Below are 20988 nucleotides of genomic sequence, written 5' to 3'. Positions count from 1 at the left end.
TGCCGCTTCGCGGCTCCCCCCCAGGGGGGCGACGCGGGCGGGCCGGCGGAGCCGGACCCGCCGCGTCTGCTGGGGCGCGGCTTGCCGCTTCGCGGCTCGCCGATTGGCTTGTCGCGTGCCGGTGTCTACGGCACCTTGTGCTTGACCCACTGCCAGGCGACGAGGCCGATGGCCAGGAAGGCGGCGGAGGTCAGGGCCAGGGCCATCGTCGAGTGCATCACCAGGGGTGCGATGACGCCGGCGACGAGGCCGTTAGCGATGCTGCCGACGAAGGACTGCAGCGACGAGGCCATGCCGCGGCGGTCGGGGACGAGGTCGAGCACCTTGATCGTCACCACCGGCACCATCAGGGCCCAGCCGAACGAGAACAGGGCCACCGGCGGCAGCGCCCAGGCCCAGTGCGGCTCGGGCATGGCGGCGTTGAGCGCGAGGTTGGCCACGGTCGCCAGCACCATCAGGTTCAGGCCGCGGCGGATCTGCGAGCGCGGCGACACGCGGCCGGCGAAGCGGCCCGACAGCCACGCCCCGAGCATGATGCCGGCCACCGACAGGCAGAAGAACCAGAAGAACTGCGTCGGCGCCAGGCGCAGGTGGCCGCCGAGCCAGGCCGGCGCGCTCAGCACGTAGAGGAACATGCCGTTGAACGGCACGCCGCTGGCCAGGCACAGCGCGAAGAACCGCGCATTGGCGCCGAGCTGCCAGTAGCCGCGAAGCAGGTGGCGCACCTCGAAGGGCTGGGCCTGCGACGGGTGCAGCGTCTCGGGCAGGCGGCGCCAGTTCAGCAGCGTCAGCACCGCGCCCACGGCCGCGAGCAGCCAGAAGATCGAGTGCCAGTCGGCATGCACGAACAGCACGCCGCCCACCATGGGCGCCACCGCCGGCGCGACGCCGAAGAAGATCGTCACCTGGCTCATCACGCGCTGCGCGTCGGCCGGCGGATACAGGTCGCGGATGATCGCGCGCGACACCACCATGCCCGCGCCCGCGCTCATGCCCTGCAGGGCCCGGAAGAAGATCAGCCCGCCGATGGTCGGCGTGAGCGCGCAGCCCACCGATGCGAGCGTGAACACGATCAGCCCCCCGAGGACGACCGGACGGCGGCCGAAGCTGTCGGCCAGCGCGCCGTGGAACAGGTTCATCGCCGCGAAGCCGAACAGGTAGGCCGACAGCGTCTGCTGCATCTGCAGCGGCGTGGCCCCGAGCGTGCGAGCGATGCCGTCGAACGCCGGCAGGTAGGTGTCGATCGAGAACGGCCCGAGCGTGCCCAGGCCTGCCAGCATCAGGGCCAGGGCCCAGCGCGGGCCGCGCCAGAGGGAGGAAGCGTCGGGATTCAAGGGCTTGCGCGGAAAAAGTGTGAAGCAAGCCGATAGGCCGGATTCTGTGCGGCGGGGTCGCCCCCGCCGTGACCGCCATTCATCTGGGCCGGGCATTGCTGCCCGGCTCGGTGCCACCTACCCGCCGGCTCCGCGGGCCGCCTCGATGCCGGCCTATTTGGTGTTGCTGCGCGCAGAGATTGCCCGTTTCACCCGATGCCGGCGGACCGGCACCGACTCGTCTCTGTTGCTCTGATCCTCACCTCGCGGTGGACGGCCGTTAGCCGCTGCGCTGCCCTGTGCAGTCCGGACCTTCCTCCAGCACGCCCTTTCGGGCCTCGTGCCAGCGGCGGTCTGGCTTGCTTCACGTGGCGGATTGTCCCACGCACCGGTATAACGGCGGTCAAGGACGGGCGCGCCCGATGGACGAGAACTTCTCGACCCTGTTCGACCTGCTGCCGATCGGCGCCTACCGCGCGTCGCCGCAGGGGCGGCAGCTGCGCGCCAACCGGGCGCTGGTGGCCTTGAACGGCCTGTCCAACGAGGCCGAACAGCTCGCCGCCTATAACGCGGGCCCGGCCGGCTGGTACGTGCAGCCGGAACGCCGCGCCGAGTTCATGCACCTGCTCGAGCGCGACGGCTTCGTGCGCGGCTTCGTCTCGGAGGTCTACCGGCGCCGCACGCGCGAGCGCCTCTGGGTGAGCGAGAACGCGCACGTGGTGCGCGACGCTCAGGGCCGCGTGCTCTATCACGAGGGCACCATCGAGGACGTGACCGACCGCGTGCGGCAGGAAGCGCTGCTGCGCGACAGCGAGCGGCGCTGGCGCCAGGCGCTCGACAGTTCGGGCGACGGCGTGTGGGAGTGGAACATCGCCGAGGGCACCGAGACCTTCTCGGACGGCTTCGCCCAGCTCTACGGCTTCACGCCTCAGGAGCTGGCGTCGCTGCCGGAGCCCTTCGTCAGCCGCCTGCATCCCGACGACGATGCGCGGCGCCGGCGTCTGCTCGACGAGCACCTGGCCGGCCGCACGCCGCGCTACGTGAGCGAGCACCGGTTCCGCTGCAAGGACGGCCACTGGAAGTGGGTGCAGGTGCGCGGCATGGTGCTCGAGCGCGACGCGCAAGGTCGGCCGCTGCGCATGGTGGTCACGCACACCGACATGACCAGCGCCAAGGACGCCGAGGCCCTGCGCCGCGCTCGCGACCTGGCCGAGAGCGCCAACCGCGCCAAGACCGAGCTGCTGTCGCACGTGAGCCATGAGCTGCGCACGCCGCTCAACGGCGTGCTCGGCTTCGCCCAGCTGCTGGAGCAGGCGCCGGACCTGCCGCCGCACTTCCGGCCCTGGGTGGGGCGCATCCTCGACAGCGGGCGCCACCTCGTGGGCGTGGTCGACGACCTGCTCGACCTGTCCAGCGCGCAGGGCGGCGGCCTGCGCCTGACGCTGCAGCCGGTGGACCCCGGCGCGCTGCTGCAGGACACCTGGAGCATGCTGGCGCAGCGCGCGGCCGAGGCCGGCGTGCAGCTGGTGGCGCGCTGGCACGACGGCCGCGAGCACGCGGTGATGGCCGACCGGCTGCGCCTGCGTCAGGTGATGACCAACCTGCTGTCCAACGCGGTCAAGTACAACCGCCCCGGCGGCCAGGTGAAGGTGACCACCGAGCGCCGCGGCACCCAGGTGGCCCTGTGCATCGCCGACACCGGCCCCGGTATGGACGCGCAGCAGCTCGAACGCATCTTCCGCCCCTTCGAGCGCCTGGGCGCCGAAAGCACCAGCATCCCCGGCACCGGCCTGGGCCTGTCCCTGTCGCAGCAGCTCGTCGACCGCATGGGCGGCCGCATCGAGGTGGACAGCGAGCCCGGCCGCGGCACCACCTTCACCGTCCTGCTGCGCGCCGCGCACTCAAACTAGGCGGCCCCCCTCAGCCGACCCAGCAACCGCCGCGGACCCGGCTCCGCCGGTCCGCCGGCGGTGCCCCCCCTGGGGGGGGAGCGCCGAAGGCGCAACGGGGGGGGTTACTGATTCAGCGCCCGGATGCGTTCCTCGATCGGCGGATGGCTGGAGAACAGCTTCATCAGCCCGCTCGGCACGCCGGTGATGCCCAGGGCCTGCACCGTCTTGGGCAGCTCGCCGGGCGGCAGGCCGCCCAGGCGCGCCAGCGCGGCCTGCATCGGGCGCGCGCTGCCCATCATGTCGGCCGCGCCGCGGTCGGCACGGAACTCGCGCTGGCGCGAGAACCAGGCCACGATCATCGCGGCCACGACGCCCAGCACGATGTCGAGCACGATGGTGGTGACGTAGTAGCCGATGCCGGGGCCGCCGCGCGTGTCGCCGCGGCGCAGCGCGCTGTCCACCAGATAGCCGATCACGCGCGACAGGAACACGACGAAAGTGTTCATCACGCCCTGGATCAGCGTCATGGTGACCATGTCGCCGTTGGCCACGTGCGCCACCTCGTGGCCGATCACGGCCTCGACCTCCTCGCGGTTCATGCCCTGCAGCAGGCCGGTGGACACCGCCACCAGCGCCGAGTTCTTGAACGCGCCGGTGGCGAAGGCATTGGGCTCGCCCTCGTAGATGGCCACCTCGGGCATCTGGATGCCGGCCTTGTCGGCGAAGCGGCGCACGGTGGACACGATCCACTGGTGCGTCGGGTCGGGCGAGTCGTTGATGACCTGGGCGCGCGTGCTCCACTTGGCCATCGGCTTGCTCATCAGCAGCGAGATGAACGCGCCGCCGAAGCCCATCACCGCGGCGAAGGCGAGCAGCTGCCCGAGCTGCAGCCCGTTGGCGGTGAGGAACCGGTTCAGACCGAACAGGTTGACCACCAGCCCCAGCACCAGCATCACGGCCAGGTTGGTGACAACGAACAGGAAGATGCGTTTCATCGCAGGACGACCTCGGCGCCTGCACGACGCAGGCTGGGCGGATTTTGGGGCGTCGGCCCCACCTTCAAGCGCGTAGGGTCACGTAATTGGGCTGCTGGGCCGGCGACAGCTCGAAGACGTCCGGAAACTGGCCGAACAGCCGGGTCGACGAGCCGCGGCGCGACAGCAGCCCGGCCTCGCGCAGCAGCACCGCCGCGCCATTCAGGGGCATCGGCTGGCCGCCCGCCAGGTCGGGCAGCGCGTCGACCAGGGCCTGGGCGCCCGCCGGCCGGGCCGGACGGGCCGGCGCGGCCTCGGCCACCACCTTCGGGGCCGCCTTCCGCGCGGGCGCCTTGGCCGCGGCCTTGCGGGCGGTGCCGGCCGGCGTCTTGGCCGCGGCCTTGCGGGGGGCCGCCGCCTTGCGCGCGCCGCCGCGGGACCGGGTTGCCGGTGCGGCGGCACCGCCGCCGGCGGGCGCCGCAGCGGCCTCGCCCTTGCGGTGGGCCATCACTTCGTAGTCGTCGTAGACCGACACCGTCTCGTCGCCGGTCTTGCCCTGCTGGCCGATGCCCACGACGCGGCAGCCCTTCTCGCGCAGGCGCGCCACCAGCGGCGCGAAGTCGCTGTCCGACGACGCGATCACCACCACCTCGGGCCGCTCGGCGGTGGCCAGGTCGATCGCGTCCACCGCCAGCGCGATGTCGGTCGAGTTCTTGCCCGCGGCCAGGTTCACCATCGGGCGGATGCCCAGCTTCTTGAAGGCCTGCTGGTGCTTCACCGCCGATTCGGCGGTGCAGTAGGCGCGCCGCACGTGCGGGCCGCCGTAGTGCCTGGCCACCCAGGGCACGGCCTGTTCCATCACGTCGAGCGACACGTTGTCGGCGTCGATCAGCAGCATCACCCGGTCGTGGTTCATTGCAGTTTCCAGTTCAGGGTGTCGCCGCCGCGCAGCGGCTTGAGCACGGTGTCGCCGAAGGGCACGGTCTCGGGCAGTTGCCACGGCATGCGGCGCAGCGTGACGCGCCCCGTGTTGCGCGGCAGGCCGTAGAAGTCGGGGCCGTGGAAGCTGGCGAAGCCCTCGAGCCTGTCCAGCGCACCGGCGGCCTCGAAGGCCTCGGCGTACAGCTCCAGCGCGGCCGGCGCGGTGTAGCAGCCGGCACCGCACACCGACGCCTCCTTCAGCGCGGCGGCGTGCGGCGCGCTGTCGGTGCCGAGGAAGAAGCGGTCGCTGCCGCTGGTGGCCGCGGCCACCAGCGCCTGGCGGTGCACCTCGCGCTTGAGCACCGGCAGGCAGTAGTAGTGCGGCCGCAGGCCGCCGGTGAAGATGGCGTTGCGGTTGTACAGCAGGTGGTGCGCGGTGATGGTGGCGGCGGTGAGCGCGCCGGCCCCGGCCACGTACTGCGCCGCCTCGCGCGTGGTGATGTGCTCGAACACCACCTTCAGCCCGGGGAAGTCGCGCCGCAGCGGCTGCATCACGCGGTCGATGAACACCGCCTCGCGGTCGAACAGGTCCACCGCCGGGTCGGTGACCTCGCCGTGCACCAGCAGCAGCAGGCCCTCGCGCTGCATCGCCTCCAGCGTGGGGTAGGTGCGGCGGATGTCGGTCACGCCGGCGTCGCTGTTGGTGGTGGCGCCGGCCGGATAGAGCTTCAGTGCCACCACGCCGGCGGCCTTGGCGCGCGCGATCTCGTCGGGGGCAAGGTTGTCGGTGAGGTACAGCGTCATCAGCGGCATGAAGTCGGCGCCGGCCGGCAGCGCGGCCAGGATGCGCTCACGGTAGGCCGCGGCGGCGGCCGCGGTGGTGACCGGCGGCCGCAGGTTGGGCATGACGATGGCGCGCGCGAACTGGGCCGCGGTGGCCGGCAGCACCGACGCCATCGCGGCGCCGTCGCGCAGGTGCAGGTGCCAGTCGTCGGGCCGGGTCAGGGTGATCGTGTCGGACATGCGGGCATTGTCCGCCACGGCGGGCCCGGCGCCACGGCGGCGCCGGCGGCGATCTCCGTCAGGCAGGCCAGGCACAGGCAGCCGCTGAACGTGGCGCGCAGCGCGGCCAGCGCGCCGGGCTCCAGCCGCACCGTGGTGCAGGCGCAGGGCCCGGCGCCGGCCGCACCGCAGTGGAAGCCACCACCGCAGCGGGGGCAGCGGTCGGCCGGCGCGCCGGGCTCAGCCACCGGCGAAGAGGTCCTTGTGGCGGTCGCGCAGCAGGTTCTTCTGCACCTTGCCCATCTGGTTGCGCGGCAGCTCGGCCTCGACGTACACGCGCTTGGGCACCTTGAACGCCGCGATGCGGCCCTTCATCGCCGCGATCAGTGCCGCGCCGTCCACCGTGGCGCCGGGGCGCGGCACCACGACGGCGATCACGCCCTCGCCGAAGTCGGGGTGCGGCACGCCGACCACCGCGCTCTCGGCCACGCCCGGCTGCTCGTTGAGGTAGCCCTCGATCTCGGCCGGATAGACGTTGTAGCCGCCGGAGATGATGAGGTCCTTGCTGCGGCCCACGATCGTGACCACGCCGTCCTCGTCGACGCGGCCGACGTCGCCGGTCTTGAACCACAGGTCGTGGGTGAACTCCTCGGCCGTCTTCTCGGGCATGCGCCAGTAGCCCTTGAACACGTTGGGGCCCTTGACTTCGATGCCGCCGACGTCGCCGTTGCGGCAGGGCCGGCCCTTGTCGTCGTGCACGCGCAGTTCCACCCCCGGCAGCGCCTTGCCCACGGTGCCGGCGCGGCGCTGCCCGTCCTTCGGGAACCACGCGTTGGACGTGAGGATCACCGTCTCGCTCATGCCGTAGCGCTCGACGATGGTGTGGCCGGTGCGCTCGCGCCAGGCCTCGAAGGTCTCGGGCAGCAGCGGCGCCGACCCGGCCATGAAGATGCGCATCCTCGACGCCGCCTCGCGCGTGAGCGAGGGCTCGGCGAGCATGCGCACGTACAGCGTGGGCACGCCCATGAACACGGTGGCGCGCGCCATCTCGCGGATGGTGGCGCGCGGGTCGAACTTCTCGAACCACAGCATCTTGCTGCCCGACAGCAGCGCGCCATGGCTGGCCACGAACAGGCCGTGCACGTGGAAGATCGGCAGCGCGTGGATCAGCACGTCGCCGCCCTGCTCGGCCGTGCGCCAGCCCCAGTAGGCATGCAGCATCTGCGCGTTGGACAGCAGGTTGCGGTGCGTCAGCATCGCGCCCTTGCTGCGGCCGGTGGTGCCGCTGGTGTACAGGATGGCGGCGAGGTCGTCGGCGGCGCGCTGCACCACGGCGTGCGAGTCGTCCATGAAGGCCGCGCGCTCGAGCAGCGTGCCGCCGCCCGCGCCGTGGGCGCCGGTGCCGGCGTCGAGCGTGAACACGTTGTGCACGCCGGCGGCGAACGCCAGCTTGCTCACCCAGGGGAAGTTGCGCTGCGCGCACACCACCACCGCCGGCTCGGCATTGCCGATGAAGTAATCCAGCTCGGTGGCCTGGTAGCCGGTGTTCAGCGGCAGGTACACGTGGCCGGCGCGCAGCACGCCCAGGTACAGCATCAGCGCTTCGACGCTCTTGTCCACGTGCACCGCCACGCGCGACTGGTCGGGCAGGCCCAGCGAGCCGAGCAGGTTGGCGATGCGCGCGCTGGCGCGGTCGAGGTCGCGCCAGGTGTAGTACAGCGGCTCGGGCGTGTCGCAGGTCTCTATCGCGGTGGCGTCGAGGTCCTCCGGGAAGGCCGATCGCAGCGCGACGAACAGGTTGTGGTTCAGGGGCATGGGTACGGACGTCTCTCCATCAGTCGAGCTTTACCCCCGAGGCCTTGACCACCTCGCCCCAGCGGCGCGTCTCGGCGGACACGAACTTGCCGAAGTCGTCGCCCCACAGGTTGGGCGTCTCGGTGCCGAGGCTGGTCCAGGTGGTCTTGAGCTCGTCGCCGTTGAGGGCCTTGCGCATCTCGTTCTGCATCGCGGTGACCACGTCGCGCGGCGTGCCCTTGGGGGCCCAGATGCCGTACCAGGTGGCCACCTGGTACTGCGGCGCGCCGCCGTTCTTGGCCAGCGGCACGTCGGCGAAGCCCGGGGCCGGCTTGTCAGCCGCCTGCGCGATGGCGCGGATGCGGCCGGCCTTGATGTGGCCGGCCGACGAGCCGAGGCCGTCGAACATCAGGTCCACCTGGCCGGCGACGAGATCCTGCAGCGCGGGGCCCGCCCCGCGGTAGGGGATGTGGGTGATGAAGGTCTTGGTCTGCAGCTTGAACAGCTCGCCGGCGAGGTGGTGCGACGTGCCGTTGCCGGCCGAGCCGTAGTTGAGCTTGCCGGGGTTCTTGCGCAGGTAGTCCAGCAGCTCGGGCAGCGTCTTGGCCGCCACGCGCTGCGGATGCACCACGATGACCTGCGGCACCGACGACACCAGGCCCACCGGCACGAAGTCGTTCTCGAGGTTGTAGTCGAGCTTGGGGTACACCGCCGGCGCGATGGCATGGTGCACCGCGCCCATGAAGAAGGTGTAGCCGTCCGGGGCGGCCTTGGCCGCGATGCCCGCGCCGAGCGTGCCGCCGGCGCCGCCCTTGTTGTCGATGACGAACTGGCGACCGGTGTTCCTGGTCATCACCGCGAACAGCGGCCGCGCGAACGCGTCGGTGCCGCCGCCGGGCGGAAACGGCACCACGATGGTGACGGGCTTGGAGGGCCAGGCCCCCTGCGCGAGTGCCGGGGCGGCCAGGGCGGCGGCACCGGCAGCCAGCAGGGTACGGCGTTGGAAGGTGGGGGTCATCGGCGTCTCCGTGGGTTCTTGACAGCTCACAGCAGGCTGGAGATGGCCCGGCTGGCCACCACCGTCCCCTGCACGAAGCGGTCATGATGCCTCTCGACACGCCCGAGGTCATATAGGTAATTCACCATCAGGCCGGCCGATTGCTTCAGGCCCTTGGCCGACAGGTTGGCCTGCGCGTTCAGGCGCTCCAGCCGCGCGCCGTTGTCGAGGTGGAAGCGCGCCACCGGGTCGCCGTGTGGCTGCGGCGACAGCTGCACCAGGTAGTGCGCTGCCAGGCGCCACAGCGCGTGATGCGCCGCACCCGACAGCGCGGTCAGCCGCGCGGACTGCGTCAGCGCCGCGAAGTCGCCGCCGCAGGCCGCCAGCAGCGTGTCGTGGGCCCGGCCGGCGCGCTCGGGCAGCGCCTCGCGCGGCACGCGGGCGAGCCAGCCCATGAAGCCGGGCACCGGCGACAGCGTGCAGAAGGTCTTGAGCTGCGGCAGCTCGCGCTTGAGCTGCTCGGCCACGCGCTTGATCAGGAAGTTGCCCATCGACACGCCGCGCAGGCCCGGCTGGCAGTTGCTGATGGAATAGAACACCGCCACCTTGAAGTGCTCGGGCGCGAGCGGCGTGGCGCGCTTGTCGATCAGCGGCGCGATCGCGCCCGACATCTCCGGCACCAGCGCCACCTCGACGAAGATCAGCGGCTCGTGCGGCAGCTGCGGATGGAAGAACGCGAAGCAGCGGCGGTCGGGCTGCAGGCGCCGTCGCAGGTCGTCCCAGCCGTCGATCTCGTGCACCGCCTCGTGGCGGATGATCTGCTCCAGCAGCTGCGCCGGCGAGTCCCAGTCCACGCGCCGCATCTCCAGGAAGCCGGGGTTGAACCAGCTCGACAGCAGGTGCAGCAGGTCGGCTTCCACCGCCGCCAGCGACTTCTGGCGCGGCAGCCGCTCGAGCAGCGCGCGGCGCAGGCGCACCAGCGCCGCGGTGCCGCCGGGCGCGCGGTTCAGGCGCCGGAACAGCTCCTGCCGCAGCGGCTCGGCCTCGCGCGTCAGTGCCACCTGGTGCGCGGCGTCGGGCTGCGCGGCATAGGCCTGCGCGGCGGCCAGCACGCGCGCCGGGTCGGGGCTGAAGTCGCTGGCCAGGCGGTCGAAGAAGCGGTGGCGCTCGGTGTCGGGCAGGCTGTCCAGCCGCGCCACGATGGCCGCGGCGAGCTGGGTGCTGTTGCCTTCGCCGCGCACCGACAGCAGGCGGCGGCAGTCGGTCAGCAGTTGTCGGGGCATCGCTCGGTGGATTCGGGGTCGGCAGCGGGCGGGAAAGTCGCGTCCGCAGCATGCCTGATGGCGGCGCCACGCGCCCTCCCCTGTTTGCGATGCCCCGCATCGGTGCTCACCCGGGCGGTACTGACCCTCATGCGGGTGTCGCGGACCAGGCGTAGATTCGTCGCAGCGGCGGCCTCTTGCTCCGCTCCCGTGCATGAGTGCCTACCTCTCGGTCGATTCGATCACCGTGGCCTATGGCTCGGGGCCACCCGTGCTCGACCGGGTGAGTCTGGACGTGCAACGGGGCGAGATGGTGGCGCTGCTGGGCGCGTCCGGTTGCGGCAAGACGACGCTGCTGCGATCGATCGCAGGCTTCGTGCGGCCGTCGGCCGGCCGCATCGTCGTGGACAGCCGCGACATCACTGCGCTGCCACCCGAGGCGCGCAACACCGCGATGATGTTCCAGTCCTACGCCCTGTGGCCGCACATGGACGTGGCGGCCAACATTGGCTATGGCCTGCGCATGCGCGGCGCGGACAAGGCCCGAGTCGCCGCACGCGTGGCCGACATGCTTCGCCTGCTCCAGCTCGAGGGCTTCGAGCGCCGCAGCGTCTCGTCCCTGTCGGGCGGCCAGCGCCAGCGCGTTGCGATGGGCCGCGCGCTGGCGGTGGACCCGCTGATGCTGCTGCTCGACGAGCCGATGAGCAACCTCGACTACAAGGTGCGCCTGGACCTGCGCCACGAGCTGCGCGCGCTGCAGCGGCGCGTGGGCATCACCGCGGTGTACGTCACGCACGACCGCGAGGAGGCGCTGACCCTGGCCGACCGCATCGCCGTCATCGACGGCGGGCGCGTGCTGCAGTACGGCACCCCCGAGGAGGTGTTCCACCGGCCGGCCAGTCCCTTCGTGGCCGGCTTCATGGGCGCCGACAACGCCATCGAGCTGTCCGACGGCAGCGGCGCACCGCGCCGCGCCCACTTCCGCGGCGACCGCGCGCGCCTGGCCGACGCCCCGGCGCCGACCGACGCGGCGATCAGCCTGGAAGGCACCGTCGAGCAGGCTGCCTACCTGGGCCACGGCTGGCGCCATCGCGTGCGCCTGGCGGGCGGCCCGGTCTGGGTCGACGACCCGGCCCTCGTGCCCGAGGGCCGTCGCACCCATGTCATCGTCCCGCGCGACGCTTTGCTGTTGTTCCCGACCCCCTGAGGAGACACTGATGAGAAGACTCGCACTGACCCTGGCCGCCGCCCTGGCGGCACTGCCTGCCGCGGCCCAGACCACGCTCAACGTGGTGACTGCCGGCGACCAGAACATGGTCGACTACGTCAACACCTTCCTCGCACCGCGCTTCGAGAAGCTCAATCCCGGCGTCACGGTCAAGGCCGTGGGCACCGGGCCGGGCGATGCCGGCTCGCAGAAGATCTACGAGAAGCTGTCGGCGCAGGCCAAGGCCGGGGCCGCGACCTGGGACGTCGACGTGGCCGTGATCCACCAACGTGGTGCGGCCACGATGGTCAAGGAGAACCTGCTGGCGTCCTACCGCAAGCAGATCGCCACCGACAAGCTGGTGTCGCGCGACACCGCCAGGAATGCGCTCGGCCAGAACGTCGACGGCTTCGTGATCCCGATGTTCCACAGCCAGATTGCGCTGGCCTACAACCCCGACCTGGTCAAGGCTCCGCCGAAGACCTTCGGCGAGCTCGAGGCCTGGGTCAAGCAGTACCCGAAGCAGTTCGGCTACAACGGCGTCAAGGGCGGCATGTCCGGCGTGGGTTTCGTGATGGGCTACGTGTCGGCCACCAGCGGCCTGGGCAAGCAGCTCGAGGAGGGCCCCTATGACGCCGGCCGCAAGGCCGCCATCGAGAAGTCGCTCGCCGGCCTGAAGGAGTTCAACAAGAACGTCGTGCTTACGCCGGGCAACGCCGGCACGCTGGACATGCTCAACCGCGGCGAGATCGCGATGGGCCCGGTGTGGGTGGACATGTTCTACACCTGGGTGGCCGACGGCAAGCTGAGCCCGAAGCTCAAGCTCGCGCTGCCCGAGCCGGGCCTGCCCGGCCAGCCGATGTACTACGCCGTGCCGGCCAAGGCTGCCAACGCCGCCATCGCGCGCAGGTTCGTCGAGTTCGCGGCGAGTCCCGAGATCCAGGCCGAAGGCATCGTCAAGAAGTTCAACTGGTACCCCGGCATCGACGCGCAGCACGTGCAGGGCAAACTCGACAAGGCCAGCTGGGACAAGTTGTTCACCGACATCAAGCCCGACGCGCTGCAGCGCTATGGCCGGCCGTTCCCGCTGTCCGACTACTTCACCGACATCGTCGAAGGCTACGAGCGGGTGGTCATGAAGTGACGGCGGGCAGCGCCGTGCGCGCCCGGTCGATGCCGCCCTACGTGGCCGGCCTGCTGCTGGTGGCGCCGGCGCTGGCCGTGATCGCGCTGTTCTTCGTCGTGCCGCTGGGCCTGTCGGTGCACAGTGCGTTCACCGACAAGGCCGGCGCGTTCACGCTGGCGCACTTCGCCAAGTCGTTCGAGTACTACTGGAACGACATGGTGTTCACGGTGGCCATCGTGCTGCTGTCGTGCGCGCTGATCGCCGCGGTGGCCATCGCCATCGCCGGCTACCTGACGCTGGGCGAGCACCCGCGCACCAAGGCCGCGCTGCGCTGGCTGTACCGCTGGCCGCTGTTCATCCCTTTCGTGGTCACTGGTCAGGTGATGCGCACCTTTCTCGCCAAGAATGGCATGCTCAACCACGTGCTGGTGGGCAGTGGTGTCATCGAGCCCCTGGCCGCACAGAGCCTGCTCGACTGGCGCGGCATCGTCATCGCCTTCGTCTGGAAACAGGCGCCCTTCGTGACGCTGCTGCTGGCCGGCGCCATGGCCTCGGTGGACCCGCAGCACGTGGAGGCAGCTCGCAACCTGGGCGCGCCGCGCTGGCGTGTGCTCGGCGGCATCGTGCTGCCGCAGGTGCGCGGCACGCTGCTCGTGGGCCTGGTTCTGTCCTTCGTCACGATGCTGTCGGTGCTGTCGGTGCCGATGATGATCAACCCGAACTCGCCGACGATGATGACGGTGGACGTGGCCTACCGCATCAGCACGCACGGCGACTATGCGGTGGCCAACGCGCTGTGCCTGGTGTCCTTGCTGTTCGGCGCGGCCGGCGCCTGGGTCTACCTGCGCCACGCCGTGCGGCGCGCGGAGCAGGCGTCGTGAGCGCGGTGCTGTCTGCGCCCGTGGCCGCGCCGGGCGGCCGGGCGGCGCGTGCCGGCCGCATGCTGCTGCGGGCGCTGGCCATCGCGCTGCTGGCCTTCGTGATCTTCGGCCCTCTGGCCAACCTGCTGCTGTGGGCCTTTGCCGAGCGCTGGTACTTCCCGGGCAAGATTCCGCAGGAGTTCGGCCTGACCTTCTGGGGCCGCGTGTTCGAGCCGCGCGGCGGCGCCGTGCAGTCGCTCGTCACCAGCATCTGGATCGCGCTGCTCACGGTGGCGTTCTGCCTCGCGGTGGCGGTGCCGGCAGGCTACGCGCTGGCGCGACTGAAGCTGCCCTGGCGGGCCTTCATCCTGTTGCTGTTCCTGTTGCCGCAGGCGATCCCCAACCTGCCCATCTACGTGAACATCGCGCGCATGTTCTACGAGCTGCGACTGAACGGCACGGTGGCCGGCGTGGTGCTGGTGCATGCGGCGCATGGCCTGGTGCTGGCGGTGTGGATCGCCAGCGCCGCGTTCGCCGCGGTGGACGTGCAGCTCGAGGAGGCGGCGCGCAACCTGGGCGCAGGGCCGTGGCGATGCTTCGCCACCGTGACGCTGCCGCTCGCCACCCCAGGTCTGATCGCCAGCGCGATCTTCGTCTTCCTCGAATCGCTCGACGAGTTCACCGGCACCTACTTCGTCGGCGTACCCGACGTCACGACCTTGCCGCTGCTGATGTTCAACGCCAGCATGGGCGGCAACTACCAGATCGCGTCGATCACCGCGCTGCTGCTGCTGGTGCCTTCGATCGCCTTCATGCTGCTGGTGGAGCGCTTCCTCAAGGCCGACGTGCTGGCGATGGTCGGGCGCTGAGCGCATGCCCGTAGGATGCGGGCCGATGACCCCGTCGGCCCTGGTCCGCGCGCGCCGCGCCACCCATCTCGCGTTCTTCGTCTTCGGTTTCGTGATGGCGGCCTTCGGCGTGCACGTGCCGTCGATCCGGGCGCACTACGGGCTCGACGACGGCCAGCTCTCGATGGCCCTGTTCGGCGTGGCGCTCGGCGCCGTGCTGTGCCTGGCCTACGCCGGCCGGCTGATCGCCGCCCACGGCCATCGCCGCACCTGTGCCGCCGCGGCGCTGGCGATGTGCGTGGCCCTGGCGCTGCTGTTGCGCTTCGAGCATCCCGCCGCGCTGGCCGTGGCGGTGGTGGTATTCGGTGCCTGCGTCGGCCTGTACGACGTGGCGATCAATGCCGAGGGCAGCGCGATCGAGACCGCGCTCGGGCGCAAGGTGATGAGCCAGATGCACGGCCTGTGGAGCCTGGGCGGGATGGCCGGCGCGCTCGCCTGCGCGGCGATGAACCGCACCGGCGTGGCGCCAGCGATGCAGACCGGCGCGGTGGCGGTGGGCGCGCTGGTGGCCGCCGCCGTGGCCTGCGCCGGCCTGCTGCAGCGCCAGGCCCACGCGGCGCAGGCCGCGCAGGCGGCGGCCGCGTCGCCCGGGGGCGCGGCACCGGCCTCGGGCTGGCGCCAGATGGCCGCGCCGACGCGCCGCCGCGTCGCGCTGCTCGGAGCGCTCGCGGTGCTGGGCATGCTGGCCGAAGGCGCCATCTACGACTGGAGCGTGCTGTTCCTGCAGCGCGAGCGCGGCGCGCCGGCCGATGTGGCCGCGCTCGGCTTTGCCGCGTTCTCCGCCGCGATGGCCGCCGGCCGCTTCGGCGGCGACCGCCTGCGCGAGCGCATGCCGTCGTCGCGCCTGCTCGCCGGCAGCGCGCTGCTGGCCGGCGTGTCGATGGCGCTGGTGTTGCTGGCCGACGCGGTGCCGGTGGCGCTGGTCGGGCTGGCGCTCGTGGGGCTCGGGCTGGCCAACGTGATCCCGGTGCTCTACATCGCCTCGGCACGGCTGCCCGGCGCCAGCCCGGCAGCGGGGCTGGCCATCGTCTCGTCGTTCGGCTGGCTCGGGGTGGTGCTCGGCCCGCCACTGGTGGGGTCGCTGGCGCAGGCCACGTCGCTCACCGTCGGGCTGGGCCTGGTGGTGGTGGCCGCCGCGGCGCTGGCGGTCTGCGCGCCGCGCGTCAGCGACGCGCCACCGCCGGCCCATGCCGTATAAGCCTTCACTCCGACCGACCGAACCCCACCCGTGATGCCGACCACCGCGCCGCCCACCTTCGACGACGTCGCCGCCGCCGCGCGCCGGCTGCACGGCCACGCCCACCGCACGCCGGTGCTGCGCTCGGCCACCGCCGACGCCGAGTTCGGCGCGCAGGTGTTCTTCAAGTGCGAGAACTTCCAGCGCATGGGCGCGTTCAAGTTCCGCGGCGCATTCAACGCGCTGTCGTGCCTGACGGACGCGCAGCGGCGCGCCGGCGTGGTGGCGTTCTCGTCCGGCAACCATGCACAGGCGGTGGCGCTGGCCGCCCGGATGCTGGGCCTGCCGGCCACCATCGTGATGCCCGGGGACGCGCCGGCGGCCAAGCTTGCCGCCACGCGCGGCTACGGCGCCACCGTCATCACCTACGACCGCTTTCGCGACGACCGCGAGCGCATCGCGCGCGACATCGCCGAGCGTGACGGCTGCGCCCTGATCCCGCCCTATGACCACGCCGACGTGATCGCCGGCCAGGGCACCGCGGCGCTCGAGCTGCTGGAAGACGCCGGCCCGCTGGACGCGCTGTTCGTCTGCGTCGGCGGGGCCGGGCTGATGGCCGGCTGCGCGCTCGCGCTGCACGGCCGCGCGCCGCACGCGCGCCTCATCGGCGTGGAGCCCGAGGCCGGCAACGACGGCCAGCAGTCGCTGCGCAGCGGCACCCTCGTGCGCATCGCCACGCCGCAGACGCTGGCCGACGGCGCGCAGACGCAGCAGATCGGTGCGCTGCCCTTCGCGATCCTGCGCCAGGCCGGCGCCGACATCGTCACCGCCACCGACGCGCAGCTGGTGGACGCGATGCGCTTCTATGCCGAGCGCATGAAGCTGGTGGTGGAACCCACCGGCGCGTTGTCGCTGGCCGGTGCGCGCACGATGAAGGACGAGTTGCGCGGCCTGCGCGTGGGCATCGTCGTCAGCGGCGGCAACGTCGACCTGGCGCGCTTCGCCGCGCTGATCAGCGGACAGTCCTGACGGCCCGGGCTTCACTCCGCTCGTCGGACTGGCTGGAGCCTCCCTCCCGGAGGGAGGCTGGAGGGGGCAGTCCAACACGCTGGAGCCCCTTCATGGAGGGGGCTCGGGGGAGCCGTTCGCAAAGCCGCGTGCTGGCCGCGCGAGCGGCTAGCCCAGCGTCAGCACCACGGCCTGGTGGTCCGACGCGTCGCTGCCGGCGTCCACCTGCAACGCCTTCACGCGCGGCGCCAGGTCGGCGGACACGAAGACGAAGTCGCAGGCGAAGCGGCGCGGCCACTGCACCGTGTCGTACAGGCCCACGGTCTCGTCGTGCGGCCGGCCCGGGTGGGCCACCTGCCAGGCATCGACGAACGCGGGCGTGCCGTCGGCAAAGGGTTCGAGCATGCGCGCGTAGGCCGGCGAGCCCGGCTCGCAGTTGAAGTCGCCGCAGACGATGCCGGCCGCCGGATGGGGCCGCCAGTGGAAGGGCCCGCGCGATACGTCGGCGCGCGCCGGCGGCGTGCCGTGTCCGCTGGCCTGCGCATGGCGGGCACGCAGGCCGTCGGCCTGCGCCAGGCGCTGCAGCGCGGAGTAGTAGGCCAGGTGCGTGGTGGTCACGCGCACCGCGCCCACCGACGGCGCCTCCACCACGGCTTCCACCGCCATGCGCTGCATGTCGGCATGGTCGGGGTCGGCCGGCCAGGGCAGCACGTGACGCCACACCTGCCGCACCGGCAGGCGCGACAGCAGCAGGTTGCCGAACTGGGCCCGGCCGCCGCCGTCGGCCGGCACGTCCACCGCCACGCCCTCGAAGGCCGCGTAGCCGGGGAACGCCGCCGCCAGGCGGGCGAACTGGTCCTCGCCGCCGCTGCCGGCCAGCGTGGGAAAGCCGCGCGCCACCTCCTGCAGGCAGATCACGTCGGCGTCGGCCAGCTCGCGCGCCACGCGGGCGATGCGCTCGGGGTCGACCCGGCCATCCACGCCGCGACACCACTGGATATTCCAAGACAGCAGCCTCATCCCACGGGCACCTCCTGAGGCGCGATGGTAGGGCGCTGGGCTACAGTGGCCGGGCGATGCAAACCCCAGGTCGCCCGCCCCTGCTGCCCGACGACGCCGACGGCCTGCTCAAGCTGGCCGCGCAGAGCATGTTCGACGTGTTCGCGCGCACCGCGATGGGCATGCTGGTGGTGGACCGCGACCACCGCGTGGTCTGGATCAGCGACGGCTACAAGAGCTTCCTGCCCGCGCTCGGCTTCGAGTCCGAATCGCAGTTCGTCGGCCATCGCGTCGAGGAGGTGATCCCCAACACGCTGATCCCGCAGGTGATCGACAGCGGACGCCCGATCCTGGTGGACCTGCTCACCAACAAGGCCGGCACCTTCCTCGTCAGCCGGCTGCCGCTGCGCGACGCGTCGGGCCTCGTGATCGGCGCCATCGGCCTGGTGCTGATGGACCACCCCGAGACCACGATGCAGCCGCTGATGGCGAAGTTCACCCGCTTGCAGGCCGAGCTGGACGCGGCGCGGCGCCAGCTCGCCGAGCAGCGGCGGCCCAAGTACACGATCGCCAGCTTCATCGGCGCCAGCGCCGCCGCGCTGGAGGTCAAGCGCCAGGCGCGGCGCGTGGCCGGCACCGACAGCACCGTGCTGCTGCTGGGCGAAACCGGCACCGGCAAGGAGCTGCTGGCGCAGGCGATCCACGCCGCCGGCGCGCGCGCCGCGCAGCCCTTCGTCGGCGTCAACATCGCCGCCATCCCCGAGACGCTACTGGAGGCCGAGTTCTTCGGCGTGGCGCCCGGCGCCTACACCGGCGCCGACCGCAAGGCGCGCGACGGCAAGTTCAAGCTGGCCGACCGCGGCACGCTGTTCCTCGACGAGATCGGCGACATGCCGCTGCCGCTGCAGAGCAAGCTGCTGCGCGTGCTGCAGGAGCGCGAGGTGGAACCGCTGGGCAGCAACCGCGTCGAGCCGGTGGACGTGCGCGTCATCGCCGCCACCAGCCGCGACCTCGCCGCGATGGTGGCCGAGGGGCGCTTCCGCGCCGACCTGTACTACCGCCTGAACGTGCTGCCGATCGCGCTGCCGCCGCTGCGCGACCGGCGCGACGACATCGAGGCGCTGGCCGAGACGCTGCTGGACGACATCGCGCGGCGCAGCGGCCTGCCGGTGCGCAGCCTCGCGCCCGACGCGCTGGAGGCGCTGGCCGCGCACGCATGGCCCGGCAACATCCGCGAGCTGCGCAACGTGCTGGAGCAGGCGGTGCTGATGCACGACGAGCTGCTGCTGCATGCGGCGCAGCTGCCGCCGCTGGGCGCGGCCGCCACCTCAGCGCCGGCGCCGCTCGGCGCTACCGCCACGACCGTCTCGACCACCACCCCGGCCGACCCGCTGCGCCCGCTGCCCGACCAGCTGGCCGACGTCGAGCGCGAGGCCATCGCGCAGGCGCTGCGGGCCACCGGCGGCAACCGCGTGGCCGCGGCCCGGCTGCTGAAGATGTCGCGTGCCGCGCTGTACGACCGGCTGGCGCGCTACCCCGGCCTGGAGAGCGTGCGGTGAGCACCTTCGTGCTGGTGCATGGCGCCTGGGGCGGTGCCTGGGTGTGGCGCCGCGTGCTCGGCCCGCTGCGCGCGGCCGGCCACGAGGTGCATGCGGTCACGCTCACCGGCGACGGCGAGCGCGCCCACCTGCGCCACGCCGGCATCACGCTGGACGACCACATCGCCGACGTGATCGGCCTCGTCGACGCCGAGGAGCTGTCCGACATCGTGCTCGTGGGCCACAGCTACGGCGGCATGGTGATCACCGGCGCCGCCGACCGGCTCACCGCGCGCGGCACCGGCCGCGTGAAGCAGCTGGTGTACGTGGACGCGATGGTGCCGGTGCCCGGCGAGGGCTGGGGCAGCGGCCACCCGCCGGAGATCGCCAACGCGCGCCTGGCCGCCGCGCGCGAACACGACAACGCGCTGCCGCCGCCCGACCCGGGCGCCTTCGGCCTGGACGACGCCGACCGCGAATGGCTGCGCCGCCGCCACGTGCCGCACCCGTTCGGCATGTACCGCGTGCCGCTGCAGTTCGACGCCGCCCGCTGGGCCGCGCTGCCGCGCTGCTTCGTCGACTGCAACCAGCCGGCCTACCCGACCATCGACGCGATGCGCACGCGCGTGCGGCAGCAGCCAGGCTGGCGCATCGAGGTGCTGCCCACCGGGCACTTCCCGATGGTGTCGATGCCGCAGCCGACGGTGCGGCTGCTGCTGTCGCTGGCCTGAGGCAGCGGCTCAGGCCGCGCGCGGCACGCGCCGCGGTGCCTGGCGCGCCAGCGTCAGGCCCACGCCCACCATGCGCATCGCGTCCTCGGTGGCGCGCGTGAGCAGCTTGCCGGCGTCGGCGATCGCCTCGTCGAGCGTGCAGGGACGCTTGAGGATGCTGGCGAACGCGTCGATGCCGTGGTCCAGGTTGATGCGCACGCCCTTGCCGATGGTGCCGGCCAGCGCCACCACCGGCAGGCCGCGGCGCTTGGCACGGCGCGCCACCTCGGCCGGAATCTTGCCGTGCGGCGTCTGGAAGTCCAGGCTGCCCTCGGCCGTCATCACCAGGTCGGCCTGGTCGATCAGGTGGTCCAGCTCCAGGTACTGCATCACGATCTCGTAGCGCGGATGCAGGCGCCCGCCGAGCAGGGCCGCAAAGCCCGCACCGAGGCCGCCGGACGCGCCGCCCCCGGGGATGTCGCCCACCTCCATGCCGGTGGCGTCGAACACTTCGCGCGCATAGCGCTGCAGCGCGGCGTCCAGCGCCAGCACCTGCTCTGGCGTGGCGCCCTTCTGCGGGCCGAACACGCGGGCCACGCCCCGCTCGCCCAGCAGCACGTTGTGCCAGTTCACCGCCGCGTCGAGCTGCACGGTGGCCAGGCGCGGGTCCAGCCGCGACAGGTCGATGCGGCGCAGCGACGCCAGCGCGCCGCCGCCCTGACCGATGGAACGTCCTTCCGCGTCGAGCAGCTGCGCGCCCAGCGCCTGCGCCATGCCGGCGCCGCCGTCGTTGATGCCCGAGTCGCCGCAGCCCAGCAGGATGCGCCGCGCGCCGGCGTCGAGCGCGGCGCGGATCAGCTCGCCCACGCCATGGCTGGTGGTGAGCATCGGGTTGCGCCGGTCGCGCGGCACCAGGCGCAGCCCCGCCGCCGCCGCCATCTCGATCACCGCGGTGCGATGCTCGCGGCCGCCGAGGAATCCGAAGAACGCCGGCACCGGGTCGCCCACCGGGCCGGTGACCACGCAGCGGTGCATCGTGCCGCCGGTGGCGTCGACCAGCGCGGCGGTGAAGCCCTCGCCGCCGTCGGCCAGCGGCGCCGTCAGCACGCGGGCCTGGGGCATGGCACGGCGCACGCCGTCGGCCATGTGGTCGGCCACCGCCTGGGCGCCCAGGCTCTCCTTGAAGCCCGACGGCGCGATCAGCACGGTGAAGGGCCGCGACGCGGTGGGCAGGTATTCGACGTTGGACATGACGGCTCCGGGACAGGCAGTTGAGAGATGACACACAGAGCCGCGAGGG

At 72.3% G+C, this 20988-nt stretch carries 19 protein-coding genes and 1 other RNA gene; 9 read left to right on the top strand and 11 right to left on the bottom strand.

Annotated features, from left to right (window positions below; all coding sequences use genetic code 11):
• Positions 1-125: 125 nt before the first annotated feature.
• Entirely contained in the window at positions 126-1334 is a 1209-nt protein-coding gene (locus tag AC2EAQ_RS13825) for a multidrug effflux MFS transporter (protein ID WP_484644913.1), read from the bottom strand.
• Between the two features lie 17 nt (positions 1335-1351).
• Positions 1352-1679: RNase P RNA component class A (rnpB, locus tag AC2EAQ_RS13820), an RNA gene on the bottom strand.
• Positions 1680-1735: 56 nt separating this feature from the next.
• On the opposite strand from rnpB, the gene AC2EAQ_RS13815 reads away from it, so the two are divergent.
• Positions 1736-3223, top strand: coding sequence for a sensor histidine kinase (locus tag AC2EAQ_RS13815; protein ID WP_484644912.1), 1488 nt, complete (start codon positions 1736-1738; stop codon positions 3221-3223).
• A 104-nt stretch (positions 3224-3327) separates the two neighbouring features.
• On the opposite strand, the gene htpX is transcribed toward AC2EAQ_RS13815, so the two are convergent.
• The 7 genes from htpX to AC2EAQ_RS13780 form a co-directional block, all read right to left on the bottom strand.
• Positions 3328-4200 carry a protease HtpX gene (gene htpX, locus AC2EAQ_RS13810; protein ID WP_484644911.1) on the bottom strand — a complete coding sequence of 291 codons (873 nt, stop codon included), beginning with the start codon at positions 4198-4200 and terminating at the stop codon, positions 3328-3330.
• 64 nt (positions 4201-4264) lie between these two features.
• Positions 4265-5095, bottom strand: a complete 831-nt coding sequence (locus tag AC2EAQ_RS13805) for an NYN domain-containing protein (protein WP_484644910.1) — start codon at positions 5093-5095, stop codon at positions 4265-4267.
• Positions 5092-6123: a dihydroorotase gene (pyrC, locus tag AC2EAQ_RS13800; RefSeq protein WP_484644909.1), complete on the bottom strand. Its 1032-nt coding sequence runs from the start codon at positions 6121-6123 to the stop codon at positions 5092-5094. The genes AC2EAQ_RS13805 and pyrC overlap by 4 nt, the downstream gene beginning before the upstream one ends.
• On the bottom strand, positions 6102-6350 hold the full coding sequence (locus AC2EAQ_RS13795; protein ID WP_484644908.1) for a cysteine-rich CWC family protein: 249 nt from the start codon (positions 6348-6350) through the stop codon (positions 6102-6104). The genes pyrC and AC2EAQ_RS13795 overlap by 22 nt, the downstream gene beginning before the upstream one ends.
• Complete coding sequence (locus AC2EAQ_RS13790) at positions 6343-7917, bottom strand: malonate--CoA ligase (RefSeq protein ID WP_484644907.1); 1575 nt, start codon at positions 7915-7917, stop codon at positions 6343-6345. The genes AC2EAQ_RS13795 and AC2EAQ_RS13790 overlap by 8 nt, the downstream gene beginning before the upstream one ends.
• A 19-nt stretch (positions 7918-7936) precedes the next feature.
• Positions 7937-8914: a Bug family tripartite tricarboxylate transporter substrate binding protein gene (locus tag AC2EAQ_RS13785; protein WP_484644906.1), complete on the bottom strand. Its 978-nt coding sequence runs from the start codon at positions 8912-8914 to the stop codon at positions 7937-7939.
• 26 nt (positions 8915-8940) lie between these two features.
• Complete coding sequence (locus tag AC2EAQ_RS13780; RefSeq protein WP_484644905.1) at positions 8941-10176, bottom strand: malonyl-CoA decarboxylase domain-containing protein; 1236 nt, start codon at positions 10174-10176, stop codon at positions 8941-8943.
• A 193-nt stretch (positions 10177-10369) separates the two neighbouring features.
• Here AC2EAQ_RS13780 and AC2EAQ_RS13775 point away from each other — a divergent pair, with 193 nt between their 5' ends.
• The 6 genes from AC2EAQ_RS13775 to AC2EAQ_RS13750 are packed head-to-tail and all read left to right on the top strand — an operon-like array spanning position 10370 to position 16462.
• Complete coding sequence (locus AC2EAQ_RS13775; RefSeq protein WP_484644904.1) at positions 10370-11362, top strand: ABC transporter ATP-binding protein; 993 nt, start codon at positions 10370-10372, stop codon at positions 11360-11362.
• Positions 11363-11372: 10 nt separating this feature from the next.
• Positions 11373-12506, top strand: a complete 1134-nt coding sequence (locus AC2EAQ_RS13770) for an extracellular solute-binding protein (protein ID WP_484644903.1) — start codon at positions 11373-11375, stop codon at positions 12504-12506.
• Positions 12503-13369, top strand: coding sequence for an ABC transporter permease (locus AC2EAQ_RS13765; RefSeq protein ID WP_484644902.1), 867 nt, complete (start codon positions 12503-12505; stop codon positions 13367-13369). Before AC2EAQ_RS13770 ends, AC2EAQ_RS13765 begins: the two co-directional genes overlap by 4 nt.
• The gene (locus AC2EAQ_RS13760; RefSeq protein ID WP_484644901.1) at positions 13366-14217 is read left to right on the top strand and encodes an ABC transporter permease; all 852 of its coding nucleotides are present in this window, start codon (positions 13366-13368) and stop codon (positions 14215-14217) included. The genes AC2EAQ_RS13765 and AC2EAQ_RS13760 overlap by 4 nt, the downstream gene beginning before the upstream one ends.
• A gap of 25 nt (positions 14218-14242) precedes the next feature.
• Positions 14243-15454, top strand: coding sequence for an MFS transporter (locus tag AC2EAQ_RS13755; protein WP_484644900.1), 1212 nt, complete (start codon positions 14243-14245; stop codon positions 15452-15454).
• Positions 15455-15487: 33 nt separating this feature from the next.
• Positions 15488-16462, top strand: coding sequence for a threo-3-hydroxy-L-aspartate ammonia-lyase (locus tag AC2EAQ_RS13750; protein WP_484645070.1), 975 nt, complete (start codon positions 15488-15490; stop codon positions 16460-16462).
• Positions 16463-16609: 147 nt separating this feature from the next.
• Here the strand turns inward: AC2EAQ_RS13750 and AC2EAQ_RS13745 are convergent, their stop codons facing one another.
• A complete protein-coding gene (locus tag AC2EAQ_RS13745; protein ID WP_484644899.1) occupies positions 16610-17461 on the bottom strand; it encodes an endonuclease/exonuclease/phosphatase family protein in 852 nt (283 codons plus the stop codon).
• A gap of 56 nt (positions 17462-17517) precedes the next feature.
• Between AC2EAQ_RS13745 and AC2EAQ_RS13740 the strand changes: the two genes are divergently transcribed.
• Positions 17518-18999 (top strand): sigma-54 interaction domain-containing protein, encoded by a 1482-nt coding sequence (locus tag AC2EAQ_RS13740; protein ID WP_484644898.1) that lies wholly within the window; start codon positions 17518-17520, stop codon positions 18997-18999.
• Positions 18996-19709: an alpha/beta fold hydrolase gene (locus AC2EAQ_RS13735; protein WP_484644897.1), complete on the top strand. Its 714-nt coding sequence runs from the start codon at positions 18996-18998 to the stop codon at positions 19707-19709. Before AC2EAQ_RS13740 ends, AC2EAQ_RS13735 begins: the two co-directional genes overlap by 4 nt.
• 9 nt (positions 19710-19718) lie before the next feature.
• On the opposite strand, the gene AC2EAQ_RS13730 is transcribed toward AC2EAQ_RS13735, so the two are convergent.
• Positions 19719-20939 carry a glycerate kinase family protein gene (locus tag AC2EAQ_RS13730; RefSeq protein ID WP_484644896.1) on the bottom strand — a complete coding sequence of 407 codons (1221 nt, stop codon included), beginning with the start codon at positions 20937-20939 and terminating at the stop codon, positions 19719-19721.
• Positions 20940-20988 lie beyond the last annotated feature (49 nt).

The organism is Aquabacterium sp. T101 (assembly GCF_057219775.1).
This window is presented reverse-complemented; position numbering and strand designations above follow the sequence as displayed.

Excerpts from the sequence above, each read along its gene's own strand:
- AC2EAQ_RS13755 (WP_484644900.1), top strand. The coding sequence starts at position 14,243 with ATGACCCCGTCGGCCCTGGTCCGCGCGCGCCGCGCCACCCATCTCGCG.
- AC2EAQ_RS13775 (WP_484644904.1), top strand. The coding sequence starts at position 10,370 with ATGAGTGCCTACCTCTCGGTCGATTCGATCACCGTGGCCTATGGCTCG.
- AC2EAQ_RS13745 (WP_484644899.1), bottom strand. The coding sequence starts at position 17,461 with ATGAGGCTGCTGTCTTGGAATATCCAGTGGTGTCGCGGCGTGGATGGC.
- AC2EAQ_RS13805 (WP_484644910.1), bottom strand. The coding sequence starts at position 5,095 with ATGAACCACGACCGGGTGATGCTGCTGATCGACGCCGACAACGTGTCG.
- pyrC (WP_484644909.1), bottom strand. The coding sequence starts at position 6,123 with ATGTCCGACACGATCACCCTGACCCGGCCCGACGACTGGCACCTGCAC.
- AC2EAQ_RS13815 (WP_484644912.1), top strand. The coding sequence starts at position 1,736 with ATGGACGAGAACTTCTCGACCCTGTTCGACCTGCTGCCGATCGGCGCC.
- AC2EAQ_RS13750 (WP_484645070.1), top strand. The coding sequence starts at position 15,488 with ATGCCGACCACCGCGCCGCCCACCTTCGACGACGTCGCCGCCGCCGCG.
- AC2EAQ_RS13780 (WP_484644905.1), bottom strand. The coding sequence starts at position 10,176 with ATGCCCCGACAACTGCTGACCGACTGCCGCCGCCTGCTGTCGGTGCGC.
- AC2EAQ_RS13740 (WP_484644898.1), top strand. The coding sequence starts at position 17,518 with ATGCAAACCCCAGGTCGCCCGCCCCTGCTGCCCGACGACGCCGACGGC.
- AC2EAQ_RS13785 (WP_484644906.1), bottom strand. The coding sequence starts at position 8,914 with ATGACCCCCACCTTCCAACGCCGTACCCTGCTGGCTGCCGGTGCCGCC.
- AC2EAQ_RS13730 (WP_484644896.1), bottom strand. The coding sequence starts at position 20,939 with ATGTCCAACGTCGAATACCTGCCCACCGCGTCGCGGCCCTTCACCGTG.
- htpX (WP_484644911.1), bottom strand. The coding sequence starts at position 4,200 with ATGAAACGCATCTTCCTGTTCGTTGTCACCAACCTGGCCGTGATGCTG.
- AC2EAQ_RS13790 (WP_484644907.1), bottom strand. The coding sequence starts at position 7,917 with ATGCCCCTGAACCACAACCTGTTCGTCGCGCTGCGATCGGCCTTCCCG.
- AC2EAQ_RS13770 (WP_484644903.1), top strand. The coding sequence starts at position 11,373 with ATGAGAAGACTCGCACTGACCCTGGCCGCCGCCCTGGCGGCACTGCCT.